The 12,471-nt window shown below is 51.1% G+C and carries 10 protein-coding genes; 7 read left to right on the top strand and 3 right to left on the bottom strand.

Features of this window, described 5'->3' with window-relative positions:
* Nucleotides 1-66: 66 nt before the first annotated feature.
* The 3 genes from CUC53_RS10310 to CUC53_RS10300 form a co-directional block, all read right to left on the bottom strand.
* Nucleotides 67-807, bottom strand: a complete 741-nt coding sequence (locus tag CUC53_RS10310; protein WP_100294081.1) for a YebC/PmpR family DNA-binding transcriptional regulator — start codon at nucleotides 805-807, stop codon at nucleotides 67-69.
* A gap of 98 nt (nucleotides 808-905) precedes the next feature.
* Nucleotides 906-2,672, bottom strand: a complete 1,767-nt coding sequence (gene aspS / locus CUC53_RS10305; protein WP_100294080.1) for an aspartate--tRNA ligase — start codon at nucleotides 2,670-2,672, stop codon at nucleotides 906-908.
* Nucleotides 2,673-2,704: 32 nt separating this feature from the next.
* Nucleotides 2,705-2,956 (bottom strand): FmdB family zinc ribbon protein, encoded by a 252-nt coding sequence (locus tag CUC53_RS10300; protein ID WP_100294084.1) that lies wholly within the window; start codon nucleotides 2,954-2,956, stop codon nucleotides 2,705-2,707.
* Between the two features lie 162 nt (nucleotides 2,957-3,118).
* Between CUC53_RS10300 and CUC53_RS10295 the strand changes: the two genes are divergently transcribed.
* The 7 genes from CUC53_RS10295 to CUC53_RS10265 all read left to right on the top strand — a co-directional run bounded on the left by CUC53_RS10295 (nucleotide 3,119) and on the right by CUC53_RS10265 (nucleotide 12,240).
* Nucleotides 3,119-3,967: a DUF72 domain-containing protein gene (locus CUC53_RS10295; RefSeq protein ID WP_100294079.1), complete on the top strand. Its 849-nt coding sequence runs from the start codon at nucleotides 3,119-3,121 to the stop codon at nucleotides 3,965-3,967.
* 274 nt (nucleotides 3,968-4,241) lie between these two features.
* Nucleotides 4,242-4,982 carry a carboxy-S-adenosyl-L-methionine synthase CmoA gene (cmoA, locus tag CUC53_RS10290; protein WP_100294078.1) on the top strand — a complete coding sequence of 247 codons (741 nt, stop codon included), beginning with the start codon at nucleotides 4,242-4,244 and terminating at the stop codon, nucleotides 4,980-4,982.
* The gene (cmoB, locus tag CUC53_RS10285) at nucleotides 4,979-5,956 is read left to right on the top strand and encodes a tRNA 5-methoxyuridine(34)/uridine 5-oxyacetic acid(34) synthase CmoB (protein WP_100294077.1); all 978 of its coding nucleotides are present in this window, start codon (nucleotides 4,979-4,981) and stop codon (nucleotides 5,954-5,956) included. Before cmoA ends, cmoB begins: the two co-directional genes overlap by 4 nt.
* Before the next feature lie 51 nt (nucleotides 5,957-6,007).
* The gene (locus CUC53_RS10280) at nucleotides 6,008-6,811 is read left to right on the top strand and encodes an ATP-dependent zinc protease family protein (RefSeq protein ID WP_167386732.1); all 804 of its coding nucleotides are present in this window, start codon (nucleotides 6,008-6,010) and stop codon (nucleotides 6,809-6,811) included.
* Nucleotides 6,812-6,814: 3 nt separating this feature from the next.
* A complete protein-coding gene (locus CUC53_RS10275; protein ID WP_100294076.1) occupies nucleotides 6,815-8,350 on the top strand; it encodes an inactive transglutaminase family protein in 1,536 nt (511 codons plus the stop codon).
* Nucleotides 8,351-8,353: 3 nt separating this feature from the next.
* Nucleotides 8,354-9,319: an alpha-L-glutamate ligase-like protein gene (locus tag CUC53_RS10270; protein ID WP_100294075.1), complete on the top strand. Its 966-nt coding sequence runs from the start codon at nucleotides 8,354-8,356 to the stop codon at nucleotides 9,317-9,319.
* Between the two features lie 335 nt (nucleotides 9,320-9,654).
* Entirely contained in the window at nucleotides 9,655-12,240 is a 2,586-nt protein-coding gene (locus CUC53_RS10265) for an inverse autotransporter beta domain-containing protein (RefSeq protein ID WP_100294074.1), read from the top strand.
* The last annotated feature ends 231 nt before the right edge of the window (nucleotides 12,241-12,471 follow it).

The following is a 12,471-nucleotide window of genomic DNA, read 5'->3' as shown; positions in this document are numbered from 1 at the left end:
CACAACAACGCCAGTCAGGAGTGACTGGCGTTGTTGTGTTAGCGTCGATCGCTCAACAGAGCACGATCAGAGGGTAGCGGCGACTTCGTCTGAGATGGAACCGTTATGGTAAACCTCTTGCACGTCGTCCAGATCTTCGAGCATGTCGATCAGGCGCATCAACTTAGGCGCGGTCTCGGCATCCAGCTCGGCTTCGGTGGAGGGGATCATGGTCACTTCCGCGCTCGCCGTTTTAAAACCAGCCGCTTCCAGCCCATCGAGTACAGTGCCGAAATCGTTCGGGGTGGTGTACACCTCGATCGAGCCGTCCTCTTGGCTGACCACGTCATCAGCCCCCGCTTCTAAGGCGGCTTCCATCAGGGCATCTTCATCAACCCCAACAAAGGTCAGCAACCCTTTCTTGCTGAACAGATAGGCGACGGAGCCGTCGGTACCCAAGTTGCCACCGCACTTGCTAAAAGCGTGGCGCACTTCGGCAACGGTACGGTTCCGGTTGTCGGTCAGGCACTCCACCATCACAGCAGAACCCGCCGGGCCGTAACCTTCGTAGACGATGGTTTCGAGCTGTTCGCCATCGCCACCGCCGGCGCCACGCGCGATAGCGCGGTTGATGGTGTCGCGGGTCATGTTATTGGTCAGCGCCGCCGTCACTGCCGCCCGCAGGCGCGGGTTATTGGCCGGATCGGCATCACCGATCCGCGCCGAGGTAGTAATTTCACGGATCAGCTTGGTGAAGATCTTACCGCGTTTGGCATCTTGAGCGGCCTTGCGGTGTTTGATGTTGGCCCATTTACTGTGACCTGCCATAGGGACTCTCCGTTATCTTTTAAATGTCATTCACTCTGGTCACAACGTAAGACCAAGCAAGCAGAAGGGCCGTAAGACGGCCTTCCTGTCCAGTTGGCTTACTCGTCACCCTTGACGGTGGTTGCAATCGCCAGCTCGCCCAGCTGGGCGGCATTGGCAAGGCTGGGGGCGTCGGTCATCAGACAGGCAGCCGCCGTGGTTTTCGGGAACGCAATCACATCGCGGATATTTTCAGTGCCGGTCAGCAGCATACTGAGGCGATCCAGCCCAAACGCCAAACCAGCGTGCGGCGGGGTACCGTACTTGAGGGCATCGAGCAAGAAGCCAAACTTCAGACGCTGCTCATCGGCGCTGATGCCGAGGATATCGAACACTGTGGACTGCATCTCACTATTGTGGATACGGACAGAGCCACCACCCACTTCGTAACCGTTGATCACCATGTCGTAGGCGTTGGCGTAAGCGCCCACCGGGTTGGCTTTGAGATCGCTCGGGCTCATGTTGCTCGGCGCGGTGAACGGGTGGTGCATGGCAGCCAAACCGCCTTCGCCATTTTCCTCGAACATCGGGAAGTCGATCACCCACAGCGGTTTCCAGCTGTTTTCCAGCAGGCCCAGATCGCGGCCCACTTTCAGACGCAGGGCGCCCATGGCATCGCACACCACTTTCTTGGAGTCGGCGCCGAAGAAGATGATGTCGCCATTGGCTGCGCCAGTACGGGCTAGGATCTCGCGCACGATCTCATCGGAGAGGAACTTGGCCACCGGAGACTGCACTCCTTCGAGGCCATTAGCGGCTTCATTGACCTTCATCCAAGCCAGCCCCTTGGCACCGTAGATGCCGACAAACTTGGTGTACTCGTCGATCTGTTTGCGAGAAAGCTCCGCGCCGCCCGGGACTTTCAGGGCAGCCACGCGGCCTTTCGGATCGTTGGCAGGGCCGGCAAACACGGCGAACTCAACGGCGGTCAGCAGATCGGCCACATCGACCAGCTCCATCGGCAGACGCAGGTCCGGCTTGTCGGAGCCGAAGCGACGCATGGCTTCGTCGAAGCTCATGATCGGGAAGTCGCCCAGATCCACGTTCAGGATGTGCAGCCACAGTTTGCGGATCATCGCTTCCATGATTTCACGCACTTGCGGCGCGGTCATGAAGGAGGTTTCCACGTCGATCTGGGTGAATTCCGGCTGGCGGTCGGCCCGCAGGTCTTCGTCACGGAAGCACTTGACGATCTGGTAGTAACGGTCGAAGCCGGACATCATCAGCAACTGCTTAAACAACTGGGGCGATTGCGGCAGGGCGTAGAACTTGCCCTTGTGCACGCGGCTCGGCACCAGATAGTCACGGGCACCTTCTGGCGTCGCCTTAGTCAGCATCGGGGTTTCGATGTCGAGGAAACCGTGCTCGTCCATAAAGCGGCGCACGAAGGCACTGGCCTTAGCACGGGTCTTCAGGTACTTGGCCATCTCGGGGCGACGCAGGTCAAGGTAACGATATTTGAGGCTGACCTCTTCGCTGTTGACCTGGTTGAAGTCAAGGGGCAGCGGCTCGGCACGGTTGATAATGGTGAGCTGGTGGGCGAACACTTCGATGGCACCGGTGGCCATCTCGCTGTTACGCTGAGACTCGGGACGCGGCCGTACCACACCGGTCACCTGGATGCAGAACTCGCCACGCAGCTCGGAGGCCAGGGCGAACGCTTCCGGTTTGTCCGGATCGAAGAACACCTGCACGATCCCTTCCCGATCGCGCATGTCGATAAAAATCAGACCGCCCAGATCACGGCGACGATGGACCCAACCGCACAAAGTAATGGTCTGCCCGGCATGGGCCTCATTGACCTGTCCGCAATAGATAGAGCGCATGGACTTCTTCCTTCGAAATTGTAGAGAGACGGTTAACCTTGGGCCGCCGGGCACGACTGGCAAGCACCGTCTGTCTCACAGCTGGCCAGATTCTTGTTCTTACCCGGTTTGAAATCAGTCTCGTACCATCCGGTTCCCTTGAGCCGGAAGCCTGCTGCCGATATCAGCTTGACCAGATTCGGCTTGCTACAAGCCGGACAGTTGATCAGAGGGGCATCGGCAAGCTTTTGCAGTTTCGCCAATTCATGGCCACAAACGTCGCAACGATATTCGTAGATAGGCATGGGTCGCAAGAAATTGAAAAACAAAAGGGCTGGCATTATAGAGGAAAACCCCCTTTTGGGTAAAATGGCCAGCAGCCCCCTTTCGCCAGTTTTTTGCACTCGGTGACAAAAAGCGGCCAAATAAAGGCCCCAAATCGATCAGCCGTCAACGAGATCTGCCTCATGAGCCTCTATCTGGGCCTGCCACAATGGTCCCACCCCGCTTGGCCCGGCCAGCTGCTCGGCCTTGGCGCCAAGCCTGCCGAACACTTGGCCCACTACGCCACCGTGTTCAATTCGGTGGAGGGCAATACCACTTTCTACGCTCTGCCCACACCGGACACGGTGCAACGCTGGGCCGATGCGGTGCCTGCTGGCTTTCGTTTTAACTTCAAATTTCCGCAAACCATCAGCCACCAGAGCGATCTGGTGAGCGCAGCCAAGCCGGTGGCTGACTTTATCCACCTGCTCACCCCGCTGCACGACAAGCTGGGGCTGCTCACCCTGCAGCTACCCGCTCGCTTTGGCCCCGACGGACTGGCCAGATTGGCGGCCTTTATCGAGCGGTTGCCACGGGCGTTTCGCTATGCCATTGAGGTGCGCCACCCCGATTTTTTCGCCAAGGGTGAGGCCGAGCGGGCACTGAACCGGCTGCTGATAACAACAGGCATAAACCGAGTCATGCTCGACAGCCGCCCGCTATTCTCAGTCGCCCCCACGTCGGCAGCGTTGGTCGATGCGCAAGGTAAGAAACCACGTCTGCCGGTCCATCTGCTGGCGACCGCCAGCGCGCCCATGGTGCGCTTTATCGGCCTGCCGCACCCTGCCGCCAACCACCCCTTCTTGCCAAGCTGGTTGCCCCACTGGCGCCGATGGCTGGCAGAGGGCAAGGATCTTTACCTCTACATCCACACCGCCGACAACGCCCAAGCCCCCGAACTGGCTCGTCAGATAATCCGTTTGCTGGGTGAGGAGATGGCGCCTTGGCCGGGGGAAAACGATCGCGCGCGCCAAGGGGCGCTGCCCTTTTAAACAGCCTGCGGCCAACTCGCCATTTTGCAGGAAAAAATCCGATTTTTTTGTGGCTCAGCGCCCCTTGCTGTCAAGACAAATGGCCCTCAATCCTCTACACTAGCGCCCTTGAAAAGGGGCTGGACCATGCCTCAGCGAACGGACGCGGCCACAAGGATTGCAAGGCCCCTCCACCGGTTCGTAAACAGGTGCTCAATCTACGCTGATGGGTATCACCAAAAGACTCAATTGAACAGTGCAGTCAGCCTGAAGCTGACTGTCAGGTTGCGCCAGCATGCACGATCAAATTTTTGCCGCCCCCATCGCCCGCTTGGGAGACTTCTGTTTCGATGAACAGGTAGTCGACGTCTTTCCCGATATGATCCAGCGCTCGGTGCCGGGTTACAGCAACATCATCTCTGCCATCGGCATGATGGCCGCCCGCTACGCTCAACCCGAGAGCCGACTCTATGATCTCGGCTGTTCACTGGGCGCCGCGACCCAGGCGATGCGCCGTCATATCAGCCAGCCCGGCTGCCGCATCACCGCGGTGGATCTCTCCCATCCGATGATCGAGCGCGCCCGCGCCCACCTCTCCGGTTTCAAATCCGAGGTGCCGGTGGAGCTGGTGGAAGCGGACATCTGCGATATCGACATTGAGAACGCCTCCGTGGTGGTGCTCAATTTCACCCTGCAATTTGTCGAACCCGAAAAACGAGCTGCCCTGATCCAGCGCATTCACGATGGCCTGCGTCCGGGCGGTATTCTGATCCTGAGTGAGAAGTTTCGCTTCGACGATGAACCGGTCAACGAGCTGCTGATCGATCTGCACCTCGACTTCAAGCGGGCCAATGGCTATAGCGAGCTGGAGATCAGCCAAAAACGCACCGCCCTTGAAAACGTGATGCGTACCGACAGCTTAGCAACCCACCGTAGCCGTCTACGGGACGCTGGTTTCATCCATCAAGACCTCTGGTTCCAGTGCTTTAATTTCGGTTCCCTGATCGCCATCAAATCCAGCGACGCCCAACCATGATCGACTTTGCCAACTTCTATCAACTGATCGCCAAAAACCGGCTGAGCCACTGGCTGCATACCCTGCCCGCTCAGTTACACGCCTGGCAACATGACAACCTGCATGGGGATCTGCCGCGCTGGAATCGTGCCCTTAACAAGCTGCCGGTCATTGCCCCCGGAAAAATCGAGCTGAAAAACCGGGTCGAGATAGGCTCGGCCGAGAGCCTTGGCGAAGGGGAGCGCAAGAAGGTGGAGAGCCTGCTTCGCCACTTCATGCCCTGGCGCAAGGGGCCATTCACCGTGCACGGCATCCATATCGATACTGAGTGGCGCTCTGACTGGAAGTGGGATCGGGTGCTGCCCCATATCAGCCCGCTTGAGGGACGATATGTACTGGATGTCGGCTGCGGCAGCGGTTACCACCTCTGGCGCATGGTGGGTGAAGGAGCTCGACTGGCAGTCGGCATCGACCCAAGCCCGCTTTTTCTCTGCCAGTTCGAGGCCATTCGTCACTTCACTGGAGGTGACCAACGCGCTCATCTGCTCCCACTCGGTATTCAAGAACTGCCTTGCTTGCGCGCCTTTGACACCGTCTTCTCCATGGGGGTGCTCTATCATCGCAAGTCCCCTATCGAGCATATTGAGCAGCTGCGTGATCAGCTCAAGGACGATGGCGAGCTGGTGCTGGAGACCCTAGTGATCGAGGGTGGGATCAACGACGTGCTGGTACCCACCGACCGTTACGGCAAGATGCGCAACGTCTGGTTTATCCCGTCGAGTGCCGCCCTCAAACTGTGGGTCGAGCGCTGTGGTTTTACTGATGTGCGGATTGTCGATGAAAGCCTGACCAGCACCGACGAACAGCGTCGTACCGACTGGATGATCAATGAATCCTTAAGTGACTATCTGGATCCAGACAATCCGGCACTCACGGTAGAAGGACACCCGGCGCCGAAACGTGCCGTACTGATTGCCCGTAAAGCCAAAGACTAGCCGATGACGCCGATGATAGTTACACTTAGCCAATTCGAGGAACATAGTTAAATGAATGACATGAAAAGCAAATTAAAAGGAATCACCCTGCTCTCCCTGCTCACTCTTGGCGGGTGTGTCAGTATGGAAAAAGCGCCGCCGGTGGCCCCCTTGACACTGGCTGAGTTACGTAACGAAATTAGCCAAAGCGAGCAACGCCTGCACACCGTGATGGAGCAACAGAAGACTCAGCTTCAACAGCAGCATTCGGCCCTGCAGCAACAGCTCATCGTTCAGCTCAATACCGATATGAACACTATGAAAGAGTCCGTGAAGAAGGTCGATCACAAGCTCACTAATATTCCCTCTGCCGCCCCTAAGACAGTCGCCATCCCCACTGAAAAATGTCCAGCCCCCAGTCAAGGCCATACCATTGATGGCAAATTATTGGTGGGTGAAGCCGAATGGCTATGGGTCGATGCCGCCAGTGATGCCTTCCAGGCGCGGGTCGACACTGGGGCAACCACCTCTTCCATTAGTGCCCAAGAGATCACTATTTTCGAGCGCAATGGGAAGAACTGGGTCCGCTTCTTCTTAAGTCACCAAGACTTGGATGACAAAATTCAGATTGAAGCGCCGCTGGTTCGGCATGTACGGGTACGTCAGGCCTCTGCCGACGATCTCGATCGCCGCCCAGTCGTGCGCTTAGCCGTGCGGATCGGTGACATGACGGAAAAGGCCGAATTTACCCTGAAAGACCGTAGCGATATGACCTTCCCTGTGCTGCTAGGTCGTGAATTTTTGAAAGACATTGCCGTCGTTGACGTCGCCCGCGAATATATTCAACCCAAACCTAAGCTCAAGGATGTGAAATAATCCATGGTTTCCCGTAAGCCGTTCTATTTGCTGGTTGCCCTGCTGTTCATTGTCGGCCTAGGGATGACTATTTATCACCACATCGCGCTGGATGTGCCGCTCACCCCCGGTGAAAAACGTCAAATTTGGTCTATCGAAGCCAAACTTGAATTTGAGGCAACCGGTGAGCCGGTGATCGCTTCGCTCGCCATTCCGGGCACCCAACCTGGTTTTACCTTAATGAATGAGAACGCAGCTAGCCCCGGCTACGGTCTCTCTTTTGACAAAGAAGGAGATGCCCGCGCTGAGTGGTCTATTCGTAGTGCTTCGGGTCGTCAGGAGCTTTACTATCGCGTTGATATGATGGCCGATGAGCACGCCAAACCAGCCTCTTCTGCTCAGCCTCCGGTGATCGAAAAACTGATCGAAAGTGAGCCGTATGCGACGGCTATGAAGCAGATCCTTGAACGTGCACTAGAACGCTCTGCCGATGGCTACACCCTGACCCGCGAAATCATCAAAGAGATTGAAAAGCAGGAACAGAACGCAGAACTGCTGAAAAACCATAAAACTCGCGCCAATCTAATAGCCGAACTGCTCAATAATGCTGACGTACCCGCTCGGGTAGTTCACGCTCTGAGCCTAGAAGATGGCCGTCGTCGGCAAGAGCTAGTGGACTATTTGCAAGTGTTCAACAGCCCAACCGACTACAAACTGTTTAACCCTAAAACGGGTGAACAGGGCCAACCCGCTAACTTGTTATTGTGGGAATATAACTCACGGGCGCTGTTAGACGTCACCGGCGGGCATAACTCGAAAGTGACCTTCTCGATGATCGAGCAGGAACAGCCAGTTAATGTGGCGCTGGCACAAAAGTTTGAGAAGTCAGATATGCTCAACTTCTCCATCCACAGTTTGCCACTGGAAGAACAAGCGTTATTTAAAGGCTTACTGCTGATCCCTATCGGCGTATTAATGGTGGTTTTCTTGCGAGTACTGGTGGGGATCAAAACCTCCGGTACATTTATGCCGGTATTAATTGCGGTGGCCTTTATTCAAACATCGTTGGTCACCGGTCTTATTGGTTTCCTGCTGATTGTCGGCACCGGTCTTATCATTCGCTCCTATTTGTCGCGGCTCAACCTGCTGCTAGTGGCTCGAATATCGGCCATCATCATCATGGTGATCTCAATGATCGGCATCTTCTCCGCATTTGCATTCAAACTGGGGCTGACCGATGGCATGAAAATTACCTTCTTCCCGATGATTATTTTGTCATGGACCATAGAACGGATGTCCATCCTATGGGAAGAAGAGGGTCCGAAAGAGGTAGTACGTCAAGGCGGTGGATCTTTGCTCGTCGCGATCATCGCCTACTTAGCGATGGACAACGAACTGATCCGTCACCTCACCTTTAACTTCCTCGGCTTGCAATTAGTATTGATGGCAACGGTATTACTGCTAGGTAACTATACCGGCTACAAGCTCAGCGAGCTCAAACGCTTCAAACCACTAATAGATGAGATGAAGTCTGGCTCCACGCTGGGTAAGGATAAGTAACAGATGTGGTTTTGGGAAAAATACACCAGCCCGTGGAGCCTGTCTCAGGCAGGCATCCTCGGTATGAACAAGCGTAACCACTCCTATATCAGTCGCTACAACCCACGCCGACTTTATCCGCTCGTGGATGATAAGTTACAGACCAAACAGATTGCACTAGACGCCGGAGTCACAGTTCCTGAGCTAATTGGTACCATTCGAGAACAGCATGACGTCAGTCGAATCACCGAGCTAGTGAAAGGATGGCCAGGCTTTTGTATCAAACCGGCCCGTGGCTCAGGTGGCAAAGGTATTTTGGTTATCTTGCGTCAAGAAGATGATCTCTTCTATAAGCCCAACGGCAGTGCGTGCAACGGACAAGATTTGGAGCGACACGTGTCGAACATCTTGGCCGGCCTCTATTCGTTAGGCGGTAAACCTGACGTTGCATTGGTGGAGGGACTCATCAATTTTGACGATGTGTTTGATGGGTACTCTTTTGAAGGGGTGCCTGATGCCCGTGTCATCATTTTCAAAGGGTTTCCGGTAATGGCCATGATGCGCCTCTCCACGGCTGCCTCCGACGGTAAAGCCAATCTACACCAAGGAGCGGTGGGAGTTGGCCTGTGCTTACGAACGGGCAGAGCGCTGCGGGCGGTACAATTTGGTAATCCACTGCGTAACCATCCTGATACAGGTCTCGACTTATACGATCTAAAAGTCCCACACTGGGATACACTGCTGACCTTAGCGGCATCCTGCTACGAGATGTCCGGCCTTGGTTACATTGGTACGGATATGGTGTTGGATAAATTTCGTGGCCCCATGTTACTTGAACTAAATGCTCGTCCTGGCCTGGCTATCCAAATTGCGAATGGTCGTGGTTTGGTCCCTAATCTTAAAACGATTGAAAAACTTGGTCAGGTAAAAATGAGCGTGGATCAACGGGTTCTGTTTGCTAAAGAACACTTTGGCATTTTTGATGAATAGCCCTAGCCTTCCGCTGAAATAAAGCTCCAAAAGATACTTTTTTATACCGCACAGCCCCTCTTGAAAGAGGGGCTGTTTTTTTAAGGCGAGAATAATATCGGTATCTAATGCTATCGGATAAGTCTTTATAAAATACATTTATAACAGTGACTTACCTAAAAAAATCCCTTTACGAGTACCTATCAATAACACGCCATTCAAAAAATAAATGAATCAATAAGGAATATCCTACATAACCCCCCTGTTAATTAGGTTAATATTTGGACAGCTGGCAGGATGCTTCTCTATCAATGAAGGATTTTTTAATCTCGCAGCCATTGAGAAGTTGATTGAATATGTTTAACAAAACGTCTTTTTATAAACTAGTCTGGCTCTCACTGTATATTACCCATAGTATTATCTTACCCGTCGTTCATGCCACTAGTTATATCAATGAAACTCAAGGCCAAGTTGTCCCTCAAAATAAACGTACCTATATAATTAAAAGTGGTGAAACGCTAAAAACCATTGCAAAAGATCATAATATTCCTGTCCATATTTTGCTTTCTATTAATTCGAAAAATTTAAGCGAAAAAAATGTAACGGTTGGCCAAAAAATATTTTTACCTGCTGAGCAAAAATTACCTGAATTGGTAAATAGTAACCCATTAAATCTTACCAAAGACATTCACGTTACCAAGACAGACAAGCCTGTCGAGAATATCGCAGCAGAGCACACCAGCCGTATATCTAACCAATTGGTTGAAAGGCAAGCAACCGATCTAGATGAAACATTGACTGAGAAAGTGACTCGACACTCTTATAATCATGCTAATACAGAGGCGGCAACAACCAGTTATAGCGTAAAAAAAGAAGCTCAATATTGGCAAGATTTGGCGGTATCTAGCTTTGAAGCAGAAGCGAATAAATATACACAAAACTTAATCGGCCATGGCACCGCAAAAGTAAAGGTAGCTGTAGACGATAAATTAAATATCGCAGATTCATCGATAGATTTTTTAATCCCTATCGCTGAAAAAAAACATGACATGCCATTTATACAAGCTGGTATCAGAAAACCGGCAAAAAAGAATGTCACTGCTGATATTGGCATTGGTCAACGTCACTTTTATGATGACTGGATGCTTGGCTATAATGCCTTTTATGACCAAGATTTTGATAGCCATGCTTCACGTTTCACGGTAGGTGCAGAAGCTTGGCGAGATTATGCTAAATTTGCATCTAACATCTATTTACCTATTAGCTCTTGGAAAGAATCCAATATTATTGAAGATTATAAATCAAGAGCTGCTAGAGGCATGGACATCAATTTCCAAGGTTATTTACCATCGTCTCCTGGCTTATCCGCTTCATTAAAAGCAGAAAAGTATTTTGGTGATAATGTTGATATCATGGGGAGTAAAAAATTAACCAAAGATCCTTACGCTCTTACCTTAGGAGTTGGTTATCAACCAATCCCATTGATAAAGTTCGATGCCACACACACCATAGCATCAGCAGGTCAAAAGAACACTCAGGCAGGAATTCATTTGGAGTGGCGCATTGGCTCATCGTTAGATAATATGCTAGATGGCAGTCGAGTTAATAAGTCATTGCAAGGTTTACGGTATGATTTGGTTGAACATAAAAATCAAATTGTTTTAGAGTACAGTAAAATTCAAACTTTATTTGCTAACTTACCTAGCACATTAACTGCATTGGAAGGTAGTGATATTGTTATTGATCTACACATTGAAAGTAAACACGCCATTTCAGATATTACTTGGCACAGTCATCTATTTGATAAAATGGATTTATCTGACTCTCAATTACACAATGTCAACTTAGCCAGTCTTCACTTAGAAGAACTCCCTGCTTATGAGGATGGCAATAACAATACCTACGGTATTACTGCAGTAGTCCGCGATGTTAAAGGTAATGAAATTAGTGCTTATACCAGCATTGAATTACTAAAAAATACACAGAAGCCAGAAATTCTTGACTCTGACGAGGATGGTGTAACCGATGAGCAAGAGATTATCGATGGCACAGACCCACATAATTCAGATTCGGATAAAGATGGCTTGCACGATGGGGAAGAAAAAACACATGGCACTAATCCACTGGCTCCCGATAGTGATAACGATGGCATCTCCGATGCTGAAGAGATCAAGAATGGCTCTAACCCACTAGATCCAAACGATCCAAACCCAATCGATACGGATTTAGATGGGGTATCAGACCAACAGGAAGCAGCTGATAAAACAGACCCAAATAATCCAGATACCGATGGCGATGGTTTAACGGATGGAGAAGAAAAAGCAAATGGGACAAACCCGCTTATCCCTGATAATCCATTCACAGGAGAAATCAAGTTCCTTGAAGGTAGTTTGACGGTTGAGCGTGATAATGCAGCAGCAGATGGTATCGCAACGAATCAGGTTGCCATCACAGTAGTAGATGAAACTGGTAAAGCGAAAGCCGGTGTAATAGTGAATTGGTCTACGTCTAATGGCCGCTTACTCAATGCAACGAGTATGACCGACAGTAATGGGGTAGCTCGCATAACGCTGACTAATAATGCTGCAGGGATAACCCTTATTAAAGCTAATACATCAAATAGCCAACAAGAGATTGAGGTTAATTTTACGCCTGCATTAGCCAGTGTCGAGGAACTTAAGGTCACCGACCAACATGGTGAGAGCGTATTAACAAATCTCCCTATTGGTACAACGCTTTATGCACAAGTACGTTTAGTCGGTGAATCAGCGGGACAAATTAGCCGTGGTAATTTACAATTAACCGACGCTACTTATATTAAATACCAGTGGCAGCGTAGCAAAGATGGTGTGAATTGGTTTAATATTGCGGAACAAGATAGCTACCTGACAACCAGTGAAGATCAAGGTTTTACCTTTAGAGTAGAAATTATGGCACGGTAATAAATCCCCCCATAACATTATGGGGGGATTTATTTAAATATCTAGTCTGCTGTTATCGATATAGTAGTAAAAAAAGTGCACTTAGTATAAACTGCATTCATGGTCATCGTATATATTAAATGAAAATAACGATAGTGACCGTTGTTATTATTTACCTGTCCCAACAAGGATGGTTTTCATTATGTATTGCATACACTCCCTGCAATTTTGTTCTTCATTACCGGATATACT

The sequence above is a fragment of the Aeromonas cavernicola genome (assembly GCF_002795305.1).
Classification (GTDB): domain Bacteria; phylum Pseudomonadota; class Gammaproteobacteria; order Enterobacterales; family Aeromonadaceae; genus Aeromonas; species Aeromonas cavernicola.
Note: the sequence above shows the minus strand (reverse complement) of the source record. Positions and strands in the feature narration are given on the sequence as shown.

Coding starts and splice junctions, on each gene's coding strand:
- CUC53_RS10310 (WP_100294081.1), bottom strand. CDS start 807: ATGGCAGGTCACAGTAAATGGGCCAACATCAAACACCGCAAGGCCGCT.
- aspS (WP_100294080.1), bottom strand. CDS start 2,672: ATGCGCTCTATCTATTGCGGACAGGTCAATGAGGCCCATGCCGGGCAG.
- CUC53_RS10300 (WP_100294084.1), bottom strand. CDS start 2,956: ATGCCTATCTACGAATATCGTTGCGACGTTTGTGGCCATGAATTGGCG.
- CUC53_RS10295 (WP_100294079.1), top strand. CDS start 3,119: ATGAGCCTCTATCTGGGCCTGCCACAATGGTCCCACCCCGCTTGGCCC.
- cmoA (WP_100294078.1), top strand. CDS start 4,242: ATGCACGATCAAATTTTTGCCGCCCCCATCGCCCGCTTGGGAGACTTC.
- cmoB (WP_100294077.1), top strand. CDS start 4,979: ATGATCGACTTTGCCAACTTCTATCAACTGATCGCCAAAAACCGGCTG.
- CUC53_RS10280 (WP_167386732.1), top strand. CDS start 6,008: ATGAATGACATGAAAAGCAAATTAAAAGGAATCACCCTGCTCTCCCTG.
- CUC53_RS10275 (WP_100294076.1), top strand. CDS start 6,815: ATGGTTTCCCGTAAGCCGTTCTATTTGCTGGTTGCCCTGCTGTTCATT.
- CUC53_RS10270 (WP_100294075.1), top strand. CDS start 8,354: ATGTGGTTTTGGGAAAAATACACCAGCCCGTGGAGCCTGTCTCAGGCA.
- CUC53_RS10265 (WP_100294074.1), top strand. CDS start 9,655: ATGTTTAACAAAACGTCTTTTTATAAACTAGTCTGGCTCTCACTGTAT.